Source organism: Streptomyces sp. NPDC050528, from assembly GCF_044457795.1.
Classification (GTDB): Bacteria; Actinomycetota; Actinomycetes; order Streptomycetales; family Streptomycetaceae; genus Streptomyces.
In genome coordinates this window covers 250,760-270,726 of sequence record NZ_JBITHH010000014.1, presented here as the reverse complement: position 1 = coordinate 270,726, position 19,967 = coordinate 250,760, and the positions used below count along the sequence as shown (strand labels likewise).

General features: G+C 70.7%; 16 protein-coding genes and 1 tRNA gene. 12 read left to right on the top strand and 5 right to left on the bottom strand.

Annotated features, from left to right (window positions below; translation table 11 throughout):
- Window positions 1-301 precede the first annotated feature (301 nt).
- Together ACIBK4_RS40405 and ACIBK4_RS40400 are read left to right on the top strand one after the other, a co-directional pair.
- Entirely contained in the window at window positions 302-4,282 is a 3,981-nt protein-coding gene (locus ACIBK4_RS40405; RefSeq protein ID WP_399003359.1) for an SGNH/GDSL hydrolase family protein, read from the top strand.
- Window positions 4,283-4,304: 22 nt separating this feature from the next.
- Window positions 4,305-4,691, top strand: coding sequence for a hypothetical protein (locus ACIBK4_RS40400; protein WP_399003357.1), 387 nt, complete (start codon window positions 4,305-4,307; stop codon window positions 4,689-4,691).
- A 240-nt stretch (window positions 4,692-4,931) separates the two neighbouring features.
- Here the strand turns inward: ACIBK4_RS40400 and ACIBK4_RS40395 are convergent.
- Window positions 4,932-5,005, bottom strand: a tRNA-Pro gene (locus ACIBK4_RS40395).
- Window positions 5,006-5,104: 99 nt separating this feature from the next.
- Between ACIBK4_RS40395 and ACIBK4_RS40390 the strand changes: the two genes are divergently transcribed.
- From ACIBK4_RS40390 to ACIBK4_RS40375, 4 genes are all read left to right on the top strand, one after another.
- Entirely contained in the window at window positions 5,105-5,626 is a 522-nt protein-coding gene (locus ACIBK4_RS40390; RefSeq protein ID WP_399003355.1) for a DUF309 domain-containing protein, read from the top strand.
- A 78-nt stretch (window positions 5,627-5,704) separates the two neighbouring features.
- Window positions 5,705-6,478 carry a precorrin-6A synthase (deacetylating) gene (cobF, locus tag ACIBK4_RS40385; protein WP_399003353.1) on the top strand — a complete coding sequence of 258 codons (774 nt, stop codon included), beginning with the start codon at window positions 5,705-5,707 and terminating at the stop codon, window positions 6,476-6,478.
- A 74-nt stretch (window positions 6,479-6,552) separates the two neighbouring features.
- Window positions 6,553-8,631, top strand: coding sequence for an MDR family MFS transporter (locus ACIBK4_RS40380; RefSeq protein WP_399003351.1), 2,079 nt, complete (start codon window positions 6,553-6,555; stop codon window positions 8,629-8,631).
- A 52-nt stretch (window positions 8,632-8,683) separates the two neighbouring features.
- Entirely contained in the window at window positions 8,684-9,187 is a 504-nt protein-coding gene (locus ACIBK4_RS40375) for a hypothetical protein (RefSeq protein ID WP_399003349.1), read from the top strand.
- On the opposite strand, the gene ACIBK4_RS40370 is transcribed toward ACIBK4_RS40375, so the two are convergent.
- Together ACIBK4_RS40370 and ACIBK4_RS40365 are read right to left on the bottom strand one after the other, a co-directional pair.
- On the bottom strand, window positions 9,174-9,923 hold the full coding sequence (locus ACIBK4_RS40370) for a cobalt-precorrin-6A reductase (RefSeq protein WP_399003347.1): 750 nt from the start codon (window positions 9,921-9,923) through the stop codon (window positions 9,174-9,176). The two genes, ACIBK4_RS40375 and ACIBK4_RS40370, sit on opposite strands and share 14 nt — an antisense overlap.
- A gap of 33 nt (window positions 9,924-9,956) precedes the next feature.
- Window positions 9,957-10,748 carry a sulfite exporter TauE/SafE family protein gene (locus tag ACIBK4_RS40365; RefSeq protein WP_399003345.1) on the bottom strand — a complete coding sequence of 264 codons (792 nt, stop codon included), beginning with the start codon at window positions 10,746-10,748 and terminating at the stop codon, window positions 9,957-9,959.
- A gap of 245 nt (window positions 10,749-10,993) precedes the next feature.
- On the opposite strand from ACIBK4_RS40365, the gene ACIBK4_RS40360 reads away from it, so the two are divergent.
- Window positions 10,994-11,818, top strand: a complete 825-nt coding sequence (locus tag ACIBK4_RS40360; protein ID WP_399003343.1) for a lysophospholipase — start codon at window positions 10,994-10,996, stop codon at window positions 11,816-11,818.
- Window positions 11,819-11,907: 89 nt separating this feature from the next.
- Complete coding sequence (locus ACIBK4_RS40355; RefSeq protein ID WP_399003341.1) at window positions 11,908-12,720, top strand: SAM-dependent methyltransferase; 813 nt, start codon at window positions 11,908-11,910, stop codon at window positions 12,718-12,720.
- Between the two features lie 45 nt (window positions 12,721-12,765).
- On the opposite strand, the gene ACIBK4_RS40350 is transcribed toward ACIBK4_RS40355, so the two are convergent.
- Complete coding sequence (locus ACIBK4_RS40350) at window positions 12,766-13,314, bottom strand: MarR family winged helix-turn-helix transcriptional regulator (protein ID WP_399003339.1); 549 nt, start codon at window positions 13,312-13,314, stop codon at window positions 12,766-12,768.
- Window positions 13,315-13,565: 251 nt separating this feature from the next.
- Between ACIBK4_RS40350 and ACIBK4_RS40345 the strand changes: the two genes are divergently transcribed.
- From ACIBK4_RS40345 to ACIBK4_RS40330, 4 genes are all read left to right on the top strand, one after another.
- Window positions 13,566-14,603 carry a zinc-binding dehydrogenase gene (locus tag ACIBK4_RS40345; RefSeq protein ID WP_399003337.1) on the top strand — a complete coding sequence of 346 codons (1,038 nt, stop codon included), beginning with the start codon at window positions 13,566-13,568 and terminating at the stop codon, window positions 14,601-14,603.
- 100 nt (window positions 14,604-14,703) lie between these two features.
- Entirely contained in the window at window positions 14,704-15,921 is a 1,218-nt protein-coding gene (locus ACIBK4_RS40340) for a sensor histidine kinase (protein ID WP_399003335.1), read from the top strand.
- Window positions 15,922-16,005: 84 nt separating this feature from the next.
- Entirely contained in the window at window positions 16,006-17,487 is a 1,482-nt protein-coding gene (locus ACIBK4_RS40335) for an MFS transporter (RefSeq protein WP_399003332.1), read from the top strand.
- 107 nt (window positions 17,488-17,594) lie between these two features.
- On the top strand, window positions 17,595-19,139 hold the full coding sequence (locus tag ACIBK4_RS40330) for a carboxylesterase/lipase family protein (protein WP_399003330.1): 1,545 nt from the start codon (window positions 17,595-17,597) through the stop codon (window positions 19,137-19,139).
- Between the two features lie 194 nt (window positions 19,140-19,333).
- On the opposite strand, the gene ACIBK4_RS40325 is transcribed toward ACIBK4_RS40330, so the two are convergent.
- Entirely contained in the window at window positions 19,334-19,807 is a 474-nt protein-coding gene (locus ACIBK4_RS40325) for a potassium channel family protein (protein WP_399003328.1), read from the bottom strand.
- Window positions 19,808-19,967 lie beyond the last annotated feature (160 nt).

The window sequence follows — 19,967 nt, the reverse complement described above, 5'->3', positions numbered from 1 at the left end:
CATGCGGTGCGCGACGCCCCCACCGTCTCGCTGTCGCGGACCGGTGCGCCGATCATGCGACCGTCACAGCGTCACCCTCAGGAATCAACAACACCAACCAAGATTCACCCAAGAAATCGTCAAGCCCGACGGCGCGACGGAACCTTGTGCGCATTCTTCTCATCCGCCCAACCCCGGTGAAGGGGTGGGCTGTTGACCGGTTCCGGACCAACGCGAAGATCGGGTGGAATTACGACAGAAGTACACATCACTCGGCTTCGCTCGCAGCAAATCGGTTGCCTCATCTACGCGTGGAGAATCCGTGAGAACGAGACGTGGAGCACGAAGATCCCTCTGTCTGGCGGCGGCAGCGACCACCGTCGCCGCCCTGCTGAGCGGCGGCCCGGCCGCGGCCGCGAGCGGCGGCGGCACCGCCGATCCACCGACGCCCGCTCAGAGCTCGCAGGGCCGGTCCTCCAAGGTCCTCTCCCCCGACACCGTCCTCCCGAAGACCTGGCAGACCTCCGCCGACCGCGCGGTGACCGTCGCCGGTGACGGATCCGGTCTCCACCTCCTCGCCGCCGAGAGCCGTACGGCCTACCAGTGGCGCTCCGTCGCCACCCTCTCCGAGCCCGGCCTCAGCACTGATCTGTGGATCGGGAACGCCTGCGTGACGGGTTCCGGCAAGCGCGCGGTCGTCGTGTACGCACCCCGGGACTTCACCAACGAGCCCGAGTTGATGGAGCGCGGCGCCTTCGCGGCCGTCGTCGATCTGACCAGCGGCAAGGTGACCAAGCTCGCCGACACGGTGACCCTGGCCTACTTCAACCCGGGCTGCGGGACCGGCGAGAGTGCCGTCCTCACGCAGATCGGCGACGACAAGGACAACGCGACCCGGCTGCTGACGGTGGACGCCGCCACCGGCGAGGTCACCCGCAGGCAGACCGAGAAGGTCCAGGTCACCTCGGCGGTGCCCACGAAGAACGGCATCGTCGGCGCGGCGGCCGGCCGGCTGCTCACCTTCGACCGGAGCAACCGCGCCACCGAGCTCGCGACCACCTCCGGCCCCGCCTTCGACCTCCGGGTCGACAGCCAGGGCGGCGTCAACTTCCTCGACCAGCAAGGAGATACGGCCCGCGCCCGCCGTTCCGCAGGAGGCCGGACCACCACCATCGCCGAGGGGCCGTCGGGCAAGTTGGGCCTGCGGTCCGGCACTTCGGGGCGGGTCTTCCTCACCGGTGATCCGAGCTCGGCACAATTACCCTCGACGGTAAGGCACTTGGCGGTTCCCGCGGACGCGACCGTGTCCTCCACCGGTGCGCTCGCCGTCGACCAGGCCGTCTCCGAGAGCCTGCGCAGTCACGTCAGCGATCCGCTCGCGGCGACCGCGTCGAACGCCCCGGCGCCGCTCCGGCTCACGACCGAGGTCCCGGCGACGGGAAAGTCCGTGCCCTTCACGGTCGACACGACGACCACCGGCACCGAAGCCTCCGGTCAGACGACGTCCCCCGCTCTCACGGGCTCCGGCGGTGAGCTCTCCCCGGCCGTGGCCGGTGACCCCACCTCCACCGTCGACGACGACCGCACCTGCTCCCAGCCCCGCAACGACCCCGCCCAGCAGGCCTACCAGCCCACTCCCAACCAGGTCGAGTGGGCCGTGGACATGGCCATCCGCGGCGACCTGACCAGCACCTACGTCCGTCAGGGCGGCTGGCGCACCGCCGCCGGACTCGGCACCGTCAACCCCCAGGGCATGTTCCCCCTCCCCGCGCTCACCGGCACGTCCGGCGGCCGCATCCCCGCCCAGGTACTGCTCGGCGTACTCGCGCAGGAGTCCAACCTGTGGCAGGCGGAGGGCGGCGCGCTGCCCGGCCAGACCAGCTCCACCCTGGCGAGCACCAACGGCTTCTACGGCCATCCCAGCGATCCGGCGACCCCCGAGGACCACTGGCTGATCGACTGGTCCAAGGCCGACTGCGGTTACGGCATCGGGCAGCAGACCAGCGGGATGAAGACCGGTGACACGGACGAGTTCCCGGCCGCCCAGCAGAAGGCGATCGCCCTCGACTACACGTCCAACATCGCGATCGCCGCGCGGACCCTCGCGACCAAGTGGAACGAGCTGCACGACAACGCGATCACGCCGGGCGGCATCAAGCTCAACACCGACGACCCCGCGGCCCCGGAGAACTGGTTCGCCGCCCTGTGGGACTACAACTCGGGCCTCAACTACTACGTTCCGGCGAACCCGAGCGCCAACTGGGGCCTGGGCTGGCTCAACAACCCGTCCAACCCCCTCTATCCGCCGGACCGGCACGCGTTCCTCGACGGCAACACCTATGCCGACGCCGCGCATCCGCAGGACTGGCCGTACGAGGAGAAGGTGCTGGGCTGGGGTGCGTGGCCCATCGACACCGGGCGCTCGTACGCCGACGACGGCACCGCGAACGACGGCAACACGGCGGGCTATTCGGCGGCCTGGTGGAGCTCCGACAGCGACCGTTCCACGGTCAAGCCGGGTCTGGACACCTTCTGCGACCCGGACGTGAACGCCTGCGACCCGGCCGACCCGCCGCGCTGCGAGGTCGACCACCTCGGCGAGACCTGCGATCCGCCACACTGGTACCACGGCGCCCAGACGACCTGGAAGGTCGGCTGCGACGTCAGCTGCGGGCACGAGTACCTCACCTACAAGACCCTCAGGGTCGAGCTGGGCAACGGCAACAACGGCGCCGGCACCAGGTGCGACAACTCGTCCGTCGGCTTCACGATCGTCGACGACGTGCCGAGCAGCGTGCCGACCTTCACCGACGGCTGCGACAAGTCGGGCTGGACCGACTCGGGCAGCTTCTCGTTCCGTTTCAACGCCGACGCTCAGAGCCACTACGAGGCCAAGGGCGACCTGCACCAGATCGGCGGCGGCTTCGGCGACCACTTCTGGTACGCCCACGCCCGTGACGACGCGCACGGCGCCTCCGCCTACATCGACGACCCCGCCACCGACCCGGGCACCGCGTCCGGGGTGATGGCCGCGACCGGAACATGGAAGCTCAGCAGTCAACGGACGTCCTGGACAAGGGTGTTGGTCCATCTGCCCGACACCGGGTCCGCGAGCCAGCAGGCCGTCTACACCATTCATCTCGGCGACGGCACCACCCACAACCGGACCATCAACGCCGTGGCCCACGACAACCGTTGGGTGAGTCTGGGCATCTACCACTTCGTCGCCGGTTCCGACTTCCAGGGCGTCACCCTGTCCAACCACACGGGCGAGGGGCAGGCCGCCAACGACATCGCCTGGGACGCGGTCGGCTTCCAGTGGCTCTCCGCCAAGCCCCGGCACATCGTGGCCTCGCTCGGCGACTCGTACTCCTCCGGGGAGGGTGCGGGCGCCTACGACACGTCCACCGACCAGGAGCACGGCACCGTCGACTGGAACGCGTGCAGCCGCAGCGCCAACGCCTGGCCGCGCAAGCTGGTGCTGCCGGGCATGCCGACGGGCCTCGCGACGCTCTCCGACAACTACAGCCCGGACGCCGAACTCGGCTTCGTCGCCTGCTCGGGCTCGACGACCTGGAACGTCGACGGCACCGCCGACACCGGTTACTGGCAGAGCGGCGACATCGGCGCGGGCGAGGGCGAGTTCCGGGAGGTCCCGCAGATCCAGTCCGGAGTCCTCACCAAGGACACCACCCTGGTGACGGTCACCATGGGCGGCAACAACTACGGCACGTTCGTCGGCGCGATCTCCGACTGCGCGACCCTCGGGGACTGCGCGACCAGCGCCTACCTCGCGAAGTACGAGGCGCTGGCCGACCAGATCAAGGAGGACGTCGGCAACACCCTGACGGCCATCGCCCAGCAGGCCCCCAACGCCAAGATCCTGATGGTCGGTTACCCGGAGCTCCTCAGCCGCACGGTCAAGTGCACCGGCTCCTGGTACATCGACGGCGACGAGGCCGATGCCCTGGCCACCCTGGCCAACTACATCGACGGCGTCCAGAAGGACAAGGTCGACGAACTGCGCGCGGGCGGGACCGACGTGTCGTACGCCAGTCCGGTCGACGCGTTCGTCGGGCACGGCGGCTGCGACAGCGACGAGTGGATCAACAAGATCGTGCTCGGGCCGAACGGCGAGGGCGACTTCCACGAGGGCGACCCGCACTCCACGTGCATCGCGGTCGCCGGGATCGGCCAGACCTGTCTGAGCCGGGAGGCCTTCCACCCGAACAACGCGGGCACCACCGGCTACGAGCATGTGGTGGAGAACGCCTTGACCGCCATCGGATACACGGGAACATGAGCGAATGGCTCAGGTGACCCCTGTGGAACCACGCCGAGGCAGCCGGCCGGCCGGCTGCCTCGGCGCCCTCGTGCTGGTCTGCGTGCTGCTGGCGGCGGGGGTCGTGGTGTGGTTCTTCCAGTCCGTGCGGGACGACGCGCAGGACCGCAACCGCGACGCGCGGGCCGCCGTGACCGCCGCGGCGGAGCGGCTGCGCACCCGCCTGGAGACAGCCGACGCCGACGGCACGCTCACCGACGGGGAGATCACCGAGGCCCTGGGGCACGTACGGGCACGCTCGGTCGACCGCGCCGACGACCGGGCGGTCCTGGTGGTGCAGGTCGCCGCGCAGTCCTGGGCCCAGTGCTACTCCTACACGGCACTGCCGACCGGCACGGTGAAGGCCCGGCCGCTCAAGGAGTGCGGCTGATCCCCCGTCGATCTCCTGGTCCCCGGAAATGAGTGAGGGGGGGGGGGGGGGGTGGGGGGCCCCCCCCCCCCCCCCCAACAAAAGCGCGGGGGGGGCCCCCGGAATTTTGAAAAAACCCCCCCACGACCCCCCACAAAACAGAAAACACAACCCCCCGCGCCACCCGGGGCGCCCCGCCTTTGGTGGGGGGGGGGTTCGTTTCCCCCCCCCCCCCCCCCCCTCACCTACGACTCTGTCGAGTCGGGACGACAGGATTTGAACCTGCGACCCCTTGACCCCCAGTCAAGTGCGCTACCAAGCTGCGCCACGTCCCGGTGCGCTTCGCACGGAGAACCGTGTGATCGCGCGAACAGCACTTTACCCCACGCCCGGGGGTGCGCCGAAGCCGGTGCCGGGCGCGGGACAATCGTCGTATGAGCGACACGACCTCAGGCGGTACGGCCGGCGCGCGGGACCGGGACGGCGAAGGGCGGGCGCGCAATGCCCGGCCGCGGGACGGGCTCGGGCGGCCGTTGCCGTACGACGCGGACGGTGTGGCGCGGCAGCCCGAGGGGGTCGTGCGCGCGCCGGAAGAGACCGTCGTCGAGGCGCAGGCGCTGCTCGACGAGGGGAAACCGTTCCACGCGCACGAGGTCTTCGAGGACGCCTGGAAGTCGGGGCCGGACGAGGAGCGTGCCCTGTGGCGCGGCCTCGCCCAGCTCGCGGTGGGCCTCACGCACGCGGCCCGGGGCAACGTCACCGGCGGGGCCCGACTGCTGCGGCGCGGCGCCGGGGGCGTCGAGGAGTGGGCGTCCCGGTCAGGGCGGGAGCGGCCGTACGGGATGGATCTCGCGGGGGTCGCGGCCTGGGCGCGGACGCTCGGGGACGACGTGGAGCGCGGCGGCGGGAAGGTCGACGCGCGGGCGCGGGCACCCCGGCTGCGCGGGACGTCGTAGCCGGGCCGGCACGGGATCGTCCCGGTGCGTGCCGGTGCGGTGTACGGACTGTCAGTGGCGTGGGGCAGACTCGGGAGTGTGCGAAAGATTCATGTCATCGGTATCGGCGCGGGCGACCCGGAGCAGCTGACCTTGCAGGCGGTCAGGGTGCTGCGGAGCACCGACGTGTTCTTCCTCCTCGACAAGGGCGAGGTGAAGTCGGACCTCACACGGCTCCGCCGGGACATGCTCGACGCGCACCTGGCGGAGGGGACGTACCGCCTGGTCGAGGCGCGCGACCCGGAGCGGGACCGGAAGGCCGGGGGCGCCGCCTACTCCCCCGCGGTCGGTGACTGGCGCAGTGCCCGCGCGGAGATCTACGAGCGGCTCATCGCCGAGGAGTTGGGCGAGGACGAGAGCGGCGCGTTCCTGGTGTGGGGCGACCCCTCGCTGTACGACAGCACGCTCGGCATCCTGGAGGAGATCCTGGAGCGGGGCGCGGTCGCGTTCGAGTACGACGTGGTGCCCGGCATCAGCAGTGTCTCGGCGCTCGTCGCCCGGCACCGCACGGGCCTCAACCGGGTCGCCCGGCCGGTGCAGATCACCACGGGGCGGCGGTTGTCCGAGGGCTTCCCGGAAGACGTGGACGACGTGGTCGTGATGCTGGACGCGCACCAGGCGTTCCGGCGGTACGCGGATCAGGACATCGACATCTACTGGGGCGCCTATCTGGGCACCCCGGACGAGATCCTCGCCTCCGGGCCGATAGCCGAGGCCGCCCCGCGCATCGAGCGGCTGCGCGCGGAGGCCCGTGAGCGCAAGGGCTGGATCATGGACACGTATCTGTTGCGGAGGCATCCAAAGGGCGAGTAGCGGGCCGGGGCAGTGGGGCACCCGAGTGGACCGCCCCATATGCATGAGGGGTCCAGTGGTGTGAAAGTGACCTCGTGACAGTCGCCGAGGAAACCGCGCTGCCTTCCGCGCAGCAGCCCCCCGTGCTGGACTCCCGCCGCCGCAACGTCGTCTTCGTGACGATCATGCTGGGCATGCTGCTGGCGGCCCTCGACCAGACGATCGTCGGTACGGCCCTGCCGACGATCGTGTCCGACCTGGGCGGTGCCGAGCACATGTCGTGGGTGGTCACGGCCTATCTGCTCGCGGAGACCGTCGCGACCGTGCTGGTCGGCAAGTTCGGTGATCTGTTCGGCCGCAAGGTGGTCTTCCAGGTCTCGGCGATCGTGTTCATCACAGGCTCGTTCCTGTGCGGTCTCGCCACCAACATGACGCTGCTGATCGCCTGGCGGGCCGTGCAGGGCATCGGCGCGGGCGGTCTGATGGTGACGGCGATGGCGCTGATCGCCGACGTCATCCCGCTGCGGGAACGCGGCAAGTACCAGGGCGCGATCGGCGCGGTGTTCGGCGTCGCCACGGTCATCGGACCGCTCCTCGGCGGCCTGTTCACCGACCACCTCACCTGGCGCTGGGCGTTCTACGTCAACGTGCCCATCGCGATCGTCGTCGTCATCGCGGCGGCCCGCACCATCCCCGTGGTCAAGTCGGCGGTGCGACCCGTCATCGACTACCTGGGCATCGCCCTCGTCGCGGTCGGCGCGAGCTCGCTGATCCTGGCGACGAGTTGGGGCGGCAACGAGTACGCGTGGGGTTCGCCGACCATCATCGGCCTGTTCGTGGGCGGTGTGATCGCGCTCGGCCTGTTCTGCTGGGTGGAGACCCGCGCGGCCCAACCCATGCTGCCCATGCGGCTGTTCGCCAACCCGGTGTTCACGGTCTGCTCGATCCTCAGCTTCATCGTCGGATTCGCGATGCTCGGCGCGCTGACGTATCTGCCGACCTATCTCCAGTACGTCGACGGCGACTCGGCCACCGTCTCCGGGGTGCGGACGCTGCCCATGGTGATCGGGCTGCTGATCGCGTCCGTCTTCAGCGGCAACGTGGTCAGCAAGACCGGCCAGTACCGCATCTTCCCGATCATCGGCTCCGCGGTGATGGGCGTCGGGCTGTATCTGATGTCCCTCATGGGCCCGGGCACCGGCGCGTTCCTGGAGTCGGTGTACATGTTCGTGCTCGGCACCGGCATCGGGCTGTGCATGCAGGTGCTGACGATCGCCGTGCAGAACACCGTCGAGTACGCCGACCTCGGCACCGCGACCTCCGGCGTCACCTTCTTCCGTACGCTGGGCAGTTCGTTCGGCACGGCCGTCTTCGGCACGATCTACGCCAACAGCCTGGGGCCCAACCTCAAGGACGGGATCGCCTCGGCCGCGAAGGCCAGTGTGCTGAACCCTGCGGTGATCACCAAGGCGGCGACCAGCCCCGAGGGCCTGCACAAGCTGCCGCACGCCGCCGCGGCGCCGATCATCAACGCGTACGCCGACACCATCCAGACGGTGTTCCGGTGGACGGTCCCGGTCGCGGTGGTCGGCTTCGTCGTCGCCCTGTTCCTCAAGCAGGTCGAACTGCGGGACAGTGCGCGGAAGGGCTCCACCGACATGGGCGAGGGCTTCGCGCAACCGCGCGGCGGGGACTCGCAACGGCTCCTCGAAACGGCCGTGGGCAAGGTCATCGGCAGTACCGACCTGGACACCGCCCGGCGCATCATCACGGAGTCCGACACCCGGCTGGACATCGCCGGTGCCTGGGCCGTGATGCAGGTCGAACTGTTCGGCAGGATGGTCGGCCACGCGAGCCTCGGCCTGATCGCCGCGCGCCGCCACATGCCCCCGGAGGTACTCCTCCCGGTCTTCGACCGCATGGTCCAGGAGGGCTATCTGACCCGCGACGGCAACCTCCTCTCCCACACGGCCGCGGGCGAACGCGAGGCCGAGGTCATCGGCCACGCGTGGGGCAGCTGGCTGGAGAACCGGGTCCAGCAGGACATCGGCCGCCCCTCGGGCACGGATCTGCGCGCCGCCGTGGACTCCATCGCCAAGCGCCTCCTGGTGGAGGACCTGTCCTCCGGACTGCCGCAGCGCGCGGCGGAGTTGGAGACGAGTTCGGCGCCGTGAAAGCCGTGAAAACCGGGTGACGCGCGGGGCGGGCGGAGGCGACACTCACGGCATGTCCTCCGCACCCGTCCGCTTCCGTGATCCGCGCAGCACCGAGTACGACTTCCTCGACTCGATGCTGGTGCGGTGCCCGCGCTGCGAGCGGATCGCCCATGTCGTACGGCCGCCGGGCCCACGCCCGGAGCCGGGACAGGCATTGTACGCGCCGAGGCACCTCGTCTGCCGGAGCTGCGGCCTGTCCCGGACCTGGGCCGAGCGCCGCATCTCCTTCCCGCGCGGTTCGGCGGCCGTCGCCCGGGATCCCTACTTCCGCCTCCCCCTGTGGCTGCAGACGCAGACCCGGCACGGCCGACTCTGGGCCTACAGCCTCCCCCACCTGGACCTGATCGGGCGGTTCGTCGCCGCCGACCTGCGGGAGCGCGCGCCCTGGTACGACACCGGCCGGAAGATGACGCTGGTCGCCCGCCTCCCGAGCTGGATGAAGAGCGCCAAGAACCGGGACGAGGTGCTGCGTGCCGTGGACCGCATCCGGGCGGCGACGGTCAAGGCAGGCTGAGCGACTCCAGCCGCTCCAGCACCCCGGCGACATCAGGCACCGGGCTCACCCCCTCCGGCAACGGCGGTCGCCGTACGACCACGACCGGGACGCCCGCCTCCCGCGCGGCCGTGAGTTTCGCCGCCGTCGCCGCTCCCCCGCTGTCCTTCGTCACGACCACGTCGATCCGGTGCTCGCGCAACAGCGCGGCCTCGTCCGCCACGGTGAACGGCCCGCGCGCCGGCAACACGTCGACGTCCGGCGGCATCGGTGGCTCGGGCGGCTCCACCGACCGTACGACGAAGTGCAGTTGGGCGAGGTGGGCGAAGGCGGCGAGCCCGAGACGGCCGGTGGTGAGCAGGATCCGGTGCCCGAGGGCGGGGAGCGCATCCGCGGCTTCCTCCAGCGAGGCGACCGTGTGCCAGTGGTCCCCCGGCCCCGGCTGCCAGCCCGGCCTGCGCAGCACGACGACGGGCACCCCCGTCGCAGCCCCGGCCCGTGCCGCGTTCGCGGTGATCGACTCGGCGAAGGGGTGCGTGGCGTCGACGAGGGCGTCCACGTGGTGCTCCCGCAGCCACGCGGCCAGCCCCTCGGCTCCGCCGAATCCGCCGATCCGTACGTCCCCGGCCAGTGCCCCCGGCCGTGACACCCGCCCGGCGAGGGACGTGGTCACCTTCGCCTCGGGAAGTGCCGTCAGCTCGGCGGCCAGCTCACGTGCCTCGGTGGTGCCGCCGAGGATCAGGATGTGCGGGGACATGCGGCGAGCGTACGAGGTCGCGGGGCCGAGTGGTCAGCGGAGGAGCAGTTGCAGTCCGCCGATGATCGTCGCCGCGATCACGAGTTGCTCGAACAATCGCTGGTTGATTCGGTTCACAGCCCATTTGCCGATCAACGCACCGGGTATGACGAACGCCGCGAGCGCCGCGTCAAGCAGGAGCGAATGTCCGTCGATCAGGCCGAGGCCCACGCTGAAGGGCACCTTGGTCACGTTGACGATGAGAAAGAAGAACGCCGACGTACCGAGAAAGCCGAGCTTCCGGAAGCCCGCGGAGAGCAGGTACATCGACATCACCGGGCCGCCCGCGTTGGCGACCATCGTGGTGAATCCGCCGAGCACACCGTACGAGCGCGCCTTCGCCCGCCCGGACCTGGTGGCGACGGAGTCCGGCTCGTCGGCAGCCCCCGCCTCGGTCCCGGCCTCCGCCTTGCGCCGGCGCCACACGGTGACCCCCGCCATGAACAGCAGAATCGCCCCGATCGACGTCCGTACGACCGCGTCGTCGGCCCACACCAGGAACAGCGTCCCGATCACGACCCCCGCGGCGACCGCCGGGAACAGCCGCCACAGTGTGGGCCAGTGGGCGTGCCGCCGGTAGGTGAGGACGGCGAGGACGTCGCCGACGATCAGGATCGGAAGCAGCACGCCGGTGGAGGCACGGGCGGGCAGTACGGCCGCGAAGATCGCCAGGCTGACCGTGTTGGCCCCGCTCACGGCAGTCTTGGAGAAGCCGACGAGCAGGGCCGCGGCGGCGAGCGCGGCGAATTCCCAGCCGGATATGTGCCAGAGAGTCATCGTGTTCATGCGAGGACCGATGGTATGTCCTTACATCTGCCCGCGTAAGGAGTGTCTCGCCAGGTGGCCCCTGCCGCGCTCCGACGCCGTCGCCGGCCGGGCACGAGGGATCTGGACCGCGAGGGCCTCGTTGAACTCATCGGCAACCACGGTACTCACCCACTACCACCGCTAGCCGTTGACCGTGGACCACCGCGCAGCCACCTGCAAAGATCCACACGGACCAGCACCTTCCCAACACCCCCGGAGGACACATGCCCGACACCCGCGAGCACCTCCTCCCGGGCACCCGGGGCTCGATCACCGCACACGAGTGGCCGCACGAACGCCCCCGCTACGTCGCCCTCGTCGCGCACGGATACGGCGAACACATCGGCCGGTACGCCGAGTTGGCCGCCGTACTGCGGACGCACGGCGCGGCGGTCCTCGGTCCCGACCACCAGGGGCACGGCACCTCGGCCGGCGAACGCGTGCTGATCGAGGACTTCGAGGATGTGGTCACCGACCTGCACGCCGTCGCCGAGCTCGCCCGCGCCACTCACCCCGGCGCCCCGCTCGTCCTGATCGGCCACTCCATGGGCGGCCTGATCGCAGCCCGCTTCGCGCAGCGCTACGGCGCCGAGTTGGCCGCCCTCGTGTTGTCCGGGCCGGTGATCGGCGGCTGGGAACTGCCGGGTCGGCTGCTCGCGCTCGACGAGATCCCGGACGTGCCGATCAGCCCGGCCGCGCTGTCCCGGGACCCCGGCGTCGGTGCGGCGTACGCGGCGGATCCGCTGGTCTGGCACGGTCCGATGAAGCGGCCGACGCTGGAGGCGTTTGCCCAAACCCTGCAGACCGTGGGCGAGTTGGGCGACATCGGCGGGCTCCCGCTGCTCTGGCTCCACGGTGCCGACGACCGGCTCGTCCCGCTCGCCGGCAGCCGGGGCGGCGTGGAGCGGTTGAGCGGCGGCGAGTTGACCGAGCACATCTACGCAGGCGCCCGGCACGAGGTGTTCCAGGAGACGAACCGGGCCGAGGTCTTCGCGGACCTGATCCGTTTCCTGGACGGGGTGGTGAACCGCCCCACCCGGTCGACATGACCGTGCCAAACTTCTCGCACAGCTCGCGGAAGTCGTCGTGGACGGCCCGTGGGGGTTGTCGTAGTGGCCAGTCGAGCAGAGGAGCGCGTGTGACCGGGACAGGACCGGCCGTCCGGCGGATCGACACGTCGAAGCCGCATCCGGCGCGGGTGTACGACTGGTTCCTCGGCGGCAAGGACAACTACCCGGTCGACGAGCAACTCGGCAGGCAGATCACGGCACTTGACCCGGGTGCCCCGCGCACCGCGCGTGCCAACCGCTGGTTCATGCAGCGGGCGACGCGGATGCTCGTCCGGGAGTCGGGCATCCGTCAGTTCCTGGACGTCGGCACCGGCATACCGACCGCGCCCAACCTCCACCAGATCGCCCAGTCCACCGCTCCGGACGCGCGGGTCGTGTACGTCGACAACGACCCGATCGTCCTCGCCCACGCCGAGGCGCTGCTGCGCGGCACGCCCGAGGGTGCGACGGAGTACGTCCAGGCCGACGCCCGCGAACCGCTCACCATTCTCCAACAGGCGTCCCGCGTCCTGGACTTCGACCGCCCGATCGCCCTGTCCCTGATCGCCCTGCTGCACTTCATCCCGGACGAGGACGGCGCCCACGAGCTGGTGGACACCCTCATCGACGCGCTGGCGCCGGGGAGTTGTCTCGTACTGTCCGCGATGACGGCCGACCTCGAACGGGAGAAGGTCGAGCGGGGCATCGCCGCCTACGCGGCAGGCGGGGTGACGCTGGTGGCCCGTTCGCACGCCGAAGTGAGCAGCATCTTCAAGGGACTTGAGCCGATGGACCCCGGCATCGTGTCCGTGTCCGAGTGGCACCCCGAACTCGCGGAGGGCGAGACCCCGCTCGGCGAGGGCCCGGTCTCGTTGTACGGCGGAGTCGGCTTCAAGGTCTGAGCGCCTGGCGGCCGAGCGCCCGCGCCGAGCGGTGCCGCGCAGCCGTCAGGCGGACGCCCCGAAGCCTCCGGGCGCCCGGTCCACAGCTCCCCGCTCCACGACCGCCGGGTCCACGGCCATCTCCGCGTGCGTGACGAAGTCGTCGACCAGCCGGTGGAAAAGGCCCGCGAGCTGCCGCAGGTCCTCGGCGGACCAGTGGGCCAGCGCCATCTCGATGCCGCGCCGGCTCGCGTCCCGGATGCGGTTCACGGCGGCCAGGCCGCTGTCGGTGAGCTGGACGCGCTGGGCGCGGCCGTCGTCGGGGTCCGGGATGCGCACCACATGGCCGAGCTGCTCCAACTGCCGTAGCTGGCGCGTGACATGGGACGCCTCCACGGACATCCGGACCGCCAGCACGCCGGGGCGCATCGGCTCGCTCTCGGAGATGTACCGGAGGATCGCCACCGCGGCCCGGTCCAGCGGCATGCCCGCCATCGCCATCAGACGCTCGTGCTGCCGGGCCCGTCCGGCCAGGTAGGCGATACGGGTGAGGACCCGCTCGATCTCGGCTACGTCCTCCGGAACGGGCGCTGTTTCGGCTGGCAGTGTGGACATGCGTTCACCGTAACAGCTGCTTGCCTGAGTTAAGCAAGGTCGATTCGGTTGCTTGACTTAAGTAACGCATTTATGGTTGCCTAACTCAAGCAAGTCAAGAGCTGGGGCCGCCTAAGCGGAGGTGTCCCCGTCGCGCCGTACACCGTGGGGACGGAGTACGGCGCAGTCACCGGCCCCGGCGCCGGAGCACTCCCCCCGTCCGTCGCCGGGGCCGGTGACACCCCTCACGCACACGGAAAGCGAGTCCCCTGATGGCCACGATGAAGTCCGTGCAGACCGGCGCCGTAGACAAGATCGACGTGGTGGACGTCGAGCGTCCGGTGCCCGGACCGAAGGACGCCCTCATGAAGATCCGCGCCTGTGGGATCTGCGGTACCGACACCTTCTTCCTGCACATCGGCGGCGGCCCCTTCGGACCCGGCGGCGCCATGACCCCGGTCCCCCTCGGCCACGAGCCGGCCGGTGAGATCGTCGAGGTCGGCGCGGAGGTCGAGGGTCTGAAGGCCGGGGACCGGGTGGTCGTCAACCCGCAGGGCGCGCCCACCGGGATCATCGGCTGCGGCGGCAAGCACGGCGCCATGAGCGACTACCTGATCCTGGAGGACTGCGAGGTCGGCAAGAGCGTCACCGTCTTCCCCGACACCGTGCCGTTCGACGTCGCCGCGCTCAACGAGCCGATGGCCGTGGCCCGGCACGCCGTGAACCGTTCCGAGGCCAAGCCCGGCGACAAGGTCGTCATCTTCGGTGCCGGGCCGATCGGTCTGGGCGCGGCGATCTGGCTGAAGCTGCGCGGCGTCGAGCACGTCGTGGTCGCGGACGTCATCGCCTCGCGCCTGGAGACGGCGCTCGCCGTCGGCGCGGACGCCGTGATCAACTCCGCCGAGGAGGACGTCACCGCCCGACTGACCGAGCTGCACGGCCAGGCCGCCAACGCGCTGGGCCAGCCCCGCCCGGGCACCGACATCTACATCGACGCCGCCGGTGTCGCCGCGGTCGTCAACACCACGGTCGACTCCGCGAAGTGGGGCGCCAAGCTGGTGATGGTCGCCGTACAGAAGAAGGGCGCCGACATCGACCTCGGCGGGATGCTGCGCAGCGAGCTCACGCTGATCGCCTCGCAGGGCTACCCGACCGAGATCTTCGAGGTCACGCAGGAGATCGTCGAGCACCACGAGCGGTTCGCCAAGCTGATCAGCCACCGGGTGCCGTTCGCCGAGGTCGGCCAGGCCTTCGAGCTCGCGCTGACGCCGGGCGCTGCGGAGAAGATCGTCGTCACCTTCGACGAGTAGTCGCGGCGCGCGGGTTCCCGTCGTCGGCCGCGGTCGACAGCGGGAACCGCGGACGGCCTGCCCTCTCGGACGGGAACCCCCACGTCATGATCCCCACCCCATGATCCACGACCTGCGGCGACTGCTGCGCTGCCATCCCCGTACCGTCGACCTGATCGTCGCCGCCACGCTCTTCGCCTGTTCCTTCCCGGGCAGCATGATGACGCTCCCGGGCCGCGACCTCGAAGTCCCTTGGTGGCCGGGCGTGTTGGTCGCGGGACTCTCGTCCGTCGCGCTGTTGTGGCGACGCACCCTGCCGCGCACCACGGTGGTGGTCACCCTCTGCGGTGCCATGGCCGTGGCCGCGCTCGGCTACATCCTCACGGTCCTGGTGATCGGACCGCTGATGGTCGCGCTCTACACGTTGGCCCGCGTCTCCGACCGGACCACCGCGAACCTGTTCACCGCATCCGGAATCACCCTGCTCCTGGGCACGTCCCTGGTCGTGGGACCCGCCACCGAACCGCTGATCCTGAAGCTGGTCGGGCCGGTCTTCTGGCTCCTGCTGCCGACCTCCCTCGGCACCACGACCCGGCTCCGCGCGGCCTACCTGGAGGCGGTGCAGGCCCGTGCCGAGCACGCGGAACGGACCCGGGAGAACGAGGCACGGCACCGCGTCACCGAGGAACGCATGCGGATCGCCCGCGACCTCCACGACGTCGTCGCCCATCACCTCGTCCTGGCCAATCTCCAGGCGGGCACAGTCGTACGGCTGATGCGCAGCCGGCCCGAGGAGGCCGAGCGGATCGCCGGTGAACTCGCGGGCACCACCCGGTCGGCCGTACGTGAACTCAAGGCCACCGTCGGCCTGTTGCGCCACGCCGACCACTCCGACACCCCGTCCGGTCCCGCGCCCGGACTGGCCCAACTCGCCGAGCTGGCGGCCTCGTTCGAGCCCGCCGGGCTGTCCGTCACCGTCAACACCGAAGGCAGGCCACGGCCGTTGTCCGCCGGTGCGGATCTCACGGCGTACCGCATCGTGCAGGAAGCGCTCACCAATGTGACCAAGCACGCGGGCACCGGCTCGGCGGAGGTGCGGCTCAGCTACTCGCACGACCGGCTGGGCATCACCGTCACCGATCACGGCGGTACGGCGAGGCCCGGCTCCCCCGCGAGACCCTCCTCCCCCGTTCCGGCCGAGGGCTACGGCGTGATCGGCATGCGCGAGCGCGCCCTGTCCGCCGGCGGCCGGCTCCGCGCCGGGCACCGCCCCGAGGGCGGCTTCGAGGTCGTCACCGAACTGCCCCTGCTGCCCCACACCCAGAATTCACTTGCGTAAGTCAATCAACCTCTTTATGGTTGAGTGAGTCAAGCAAGTCGGCTCGTCCAGACCGTCACGCCCGTTCCAGATGGAGGCACTGCCATGTCCGACGCCCTTGCCCGACCCGCCGAAGCGGGTTCCTCCGCTCCGCCGAGGTCGAACGCCGTCGTCGCGGTGCTGGCCCTCGCCGGGATCGTCGTCTCACTGATGCAGACCCTGGTCATCCCGATCATTCCGGAGCTGCCGAAGTACCTGAACGCCTCCGCGTCGAACACGGCGTGGGCGGTCACCGCCACCCTGCTGGCCGCCGCCGTGGCCACCCCGGTCGTGGGCCGGCTCGGGGACATGTTCGGCAAGCGCCGCATGCTGCTGACCAGCATCATCCTGCTGGTCACCGGCTCCGTCGTCTGTGCCCTGGCCGACTCGCTGGTCCCGATGGTCATCGGTCGCGCACTCCAGGGTCTGGCCGCCGCGGTCGTGCCGCTCGGCATCAGCATCATGCGTGACGTGCTGCCCAGCGAGCGGCTGGCCGGCTCCACCGCGCTGATGAGCGCCTCGCTCGGCGTCGGCGGCGCCCTGGGTCTGCCCTCGGCCGCCTTCATCGCAGACCACTACAACTGGCACCTGCTCTTCTGGGTCTCCGCCGTCCTCGGCGCCGTGTCCTTCCTGCTGGTCCTGCTGATCGTGCCCGAGTCCAAGGTCCGCACCGGCGGCCGCTTCGACCTGGTAGGCGCGCTCGGCCTCTCCGCCGGACTGGTCTCCCTGCTGCTCGCGATCTCCAAGGGCTCCGACTGGGGCTGGACCAGCCCGACCACCCTGATCCTCGGCATCGCCGCCGTAACGATCCTGCTCTCCTGGGGCTGGTACGAACTGCGCAGCTCGCAGCCGCTGGTCGACCTGCGTACGACCGCCAAGCCGCAGGTGCTGTTCACCAACCTGGCCTCGATCGCCCTCGGCTTCTCGATGTTCGCGATGTCCCTGGTCCTCCCCCAGCTGCTCCAGCTGCCGACGCAGACCGGCTACGGCCTGGGCAAGTCGATGCTGATGGTCGGCCTGGTGCTCGCCCCGCAGGGCCTGGTCATGATGGCGATGTCCGCCGTGTCCGCCGGAGTCACCAAGAGCAAGGGCCCGAAGGTCACCCTGATGATCGGCGCGCTGATCGTGGCCTCCGGCTACGCGCTGAACATCCTGCTGATGTCCGAGGTCTGGCATCTCATCCTGGTGTCCTGCATCATCGGCGCCGGTGTCGGTTTCACCTACGGCGCCCTGCCCGCCCTGATCATGGGCGCGGTCGACCCGTCCCAGACCGGCGCGGCGAACAGCCTCAACACCCTGATGCGGTCCCTGGGCACCAGCTTCGCCAGTGCCATCGCCGGTGTGATCCTGGCCCAGATGACCACCGACTTCGGCGGCAACGCCCTCCCGTCGGAGAACGGCTTCAAGGTGGTCATGGCGATCGGTGCCGGAGCGGCGCTGCTGGCCTTCTTCCTCGCGAGCCTGATCCCCAAGGCCCGCAAGGCGGTTGAGGCGCCGGCCGGCGAGGAGCCGACCCCGGCTCCCGAGGCCGCCGAGGCCAAGGCGTAAGGCATTCTGGCCATCGAGCACACGGCGGTCGCCGTCCCGCGTGATACGGGACGGCGACCGCCCTCCGCTTGCCCGTGGTTCCCCGGCACCCAGCGAGGAGTAAGACGATGACGACACCCAACTCCCGTGACACGGCGGCCGGTTCGGCCGTGGTGCGCTACGGCGCCGGTGCGGTGCGCGGGCGGCTGGAGGACGGGCTGACTGTCTTCCGCGGCATCCCGTTCGCCGAACCGCCCGTCGGGGAGGCCCGGTTCCAGGCACCGCGCCCGGTGCGCGGCTGGGACGGCGTACGCGACGCTCTCGACTTCGGTCCGCCGCCCCCGCAGGAGTCCGGATTCCAGGGCCGCCGGGGCGTGTTGGAGGCGGCGACGGGCGACGACTGGCTGACCGTGAACGTGTGGACGCCCGCACCCGATCCGGCGGCCCGCCGACCGGTCATGGTGTGGATCTACGGCGGTGCCTACAAGCTGGGACACGCGGGCAGCCCCGGCTACGACCCCCAACGCATCGCCCGCGAGGGCGACTTGGTGGTCGTGACCTTCAACTACCGTGTGGGCATCGAGGGGTTCGCCCGGATCGACGGCGCCCCCGCCAACCGCGGGCTGCTCGACCAGGTCGCCGCGCTGGAGTGGGTGCGGGAGAACATCGCCGCGTTCGGCGGTGATCCCGAACAGGTCACCGTCTTCGGCGAGTCGGCCGGTGCCGGGTCGGTGGCCTCGCTGCTGGTGATGCCGAGCGCCGCCGGACTGTTCCGCCGGGCCGTCGCGCAGAGTGTGCCGGGCCCCTTCTTCTCCGACGAGCTGGCCCGGGACATCGCGGCCGCGATCGCCGCCGAGGCGGGACTGCGCCCCACGGCCGCCGACCTCGCGACCGTGGACCCGCGTCAACTGCCCGCGGCGGGCGAGACGTTGACCGACAAGATGCACCAGTACGAGGACCGGTGGGGTGGCCTCGCCCACACGCTGAGCCCCTTCGCACCCGTCGTCGACGGCGAGGTGCTGCCCACCACGCCCTGGCAGGGTGTCGCGGCGGGCGCGGCCCGCGACGTGGAGCTGATCCTCGGTCACAACCGGGACGAGTTTCGCCTGTTCACCGCGCTCGGCGGCCAACTCGGCAAGACCACCGAGGAGGACGCGACATCCGCCCTGCGCTGGTTCGGCCCGGGCCCCGACGCCGAACAGGCCTATCGCACCGCCTTCCCGGACGCCACACCGAGTGAGCTGTACGAACTCGTCCACTCCGACCGGGCGTTCCGCATGCCGTGCCTCCACCTGGCGGATGCGCAGGTCGCCGCCGGCGGACGTGTGCACGTCTACGAACTCACCTGGCCCGCGCCGGGGTTGGGCGGAGTACTGGGCGCCTGCCACGGCCTGGACATCCCGCTGCTGTTCGGCACGTTCACCGCCGACCTGGGCAATCTACTGTTCGCCGACGTCGAGCCCTCCCCCGAGGCCCTGGCCCTGTCGTCCCGTTTCCGCGCCTCCTGGACGGCGTTCGCGAGGACGGGCGACCCGGGCTGGCCCGCGTACGACACGGAGCGGCGGTCGGTGCAGGTGCTCGACGCGGAACCCGTGGTCACGGCGTATCCGGAGGAGACTTCACGGCGGCTGTGGGAGGGACACGTCTTCGGTGCGCTGCCGTTGATCGGGTAGGCGGCGGGACGTCGGAGGGCGACGCGCCGGACGGTCCGCTGCTCGGCACGGACAGGGATGGCCAGGTCCGGCGCGCTCACCTACCAGCCGTGACGACGCTCGACCGCACACCCCTGCCCCGCCGACACACCCTCCTCGCCTGCCCGCCGTGACGGCGCGCGACCGCGCAGCCCTCCCCCGCCGATACGCCCTCCTCACCCACCCGGCTCCTCGCCCTTCCCTGCCACCATCCGCTCCAGTCGGTCGAAGCGCTCGTGCAGTGCCCTTACCGTCTCCTCACCCAACTCTTCGGCCCTGTGGGCGAGATGATGCCGGCGGTGCTGTTCTCGGCCGACGAACCATGTGGCCAGGGCCGCCGTGACGAGGCCGTAGGTGGTGATGCCGGCGACCATCACCACCGAGCCGACGACGCGGCCCCACAGGGTCACCGGGTAGAAGTCGCCGTAGCCGACCGTGGTCGCCGTCTCGATCGACCACCACAGGGCCTTCGGGTACGTCGTCAAATTGGCGCCGTGCGCTCCCTGTTCGGCGGCGACCACCGCCCAGGAGCCCGCCAGCATCACCACGCCGAGGACCGCCGTCGCCGCGCCCGCCGCCTTCAGGTGGAGCGAGCGGCCCTCCCTGCCGAGCAGCAACTCGACCGCCCTGGTGAGGAATCCGGGCAGCATGGTCACTCCTTCGCGTCAGGGTGCGGGGCGAGCGGCCGGAGCTCGTCCCGGTCTGGGGCCAGTGTCGGGGCGGGCGGGGGTGCGGGCATGCCGGGCGGGGCGTTCGAGTTGCCGTACGACGTGCGGCGTTGTGCGCTGGGGGCACTGCTTCGCTCCCCGG

Excerpts from the sequence above, each read along its gene's own strand:
- ACIBK4_RS40360 (WP_399003343.1), top strand. The coding sequence starts at position 10,994 with ATGCCCGACACCCGCGAGCACCTCCTCCCGGGCACCCGGGGCTCGATC.
- ACIBK4_RS40365 (WP_399003345.1), bottom strand. The coding sequence starts at position 10,748 with ATGAACACGATGACTCTCTGGCACATATCCGGCTGGGAATTCGCCGCG.
- ACIBK4_RS40345 (WP_399003337.1), top strand. The coding sequence starts at position 13,566 with ATGGCCACGATGAAGTCCGTGCAGACCGGCGCCGTAGACAAGATCGAC.
- ACIBK4_RS40350 (WP_399003339.1), bottom strand. The coding sequence starts at position 13,314 with ATGTCCACACTGCCAGCCGAAACAGCGCCCGTTCCGGAGGACGTAGCC.
- ACIBK4_RS40370 (WP_399003347.1), bottom strand. The coding sequence starts at position 9,923 with ATGTCCCCGCACATCCTGATCCTCGGCGGCACCACCGAGGCACGTGAG.
- ACIBK4_RS40340 (WP_399003335.1), top strand. The coding sequence starts at position 14,704 with ATGATCCACGACCTGCGGCGACTGCTGCGCTGCCATCCCCGTACCGTC.
- ACIBK4_RS40330 (WP_399003330.1), top strand. The coding sequence starts at position 17,595 with ATGACGACACCCAACTCCCGTGACACGGCGGCCGGTTCGGCCGTGGTG.
- ACIBK4_RS40335 (WP_399003332.1), top strand. The coding sequence starts at position 16,006 with ATGTCCGACGCCCTTGCCCGACCCGCCGAAGCGGGTTCCTCCGCTCCG.
- ACIBK4_RS40325 (WP_399003328.1), bottom strand. The coding sequence starts at position 19,807 with ATGCTGCCCGGATTCCTCACCAGGGCGGTCGAGTTGCTGCTCGGCAGG.
- ACIBK4_RS40375 (WP_399003349.1), top strand. The coding sequence starts at position 8,684 with ATGTCCTCCGCACCCGTCCGCTTCCGTGATCCGCGCAGCACCGAGTAC.
- ACIBK4_RS40390 (WP_399003355.1), top strand. The coding sequence starts at position 5,105 with ATGAGCGACACGACCTCAGGCGGTACGGCCGGCGCGCGGGACCGGGAC.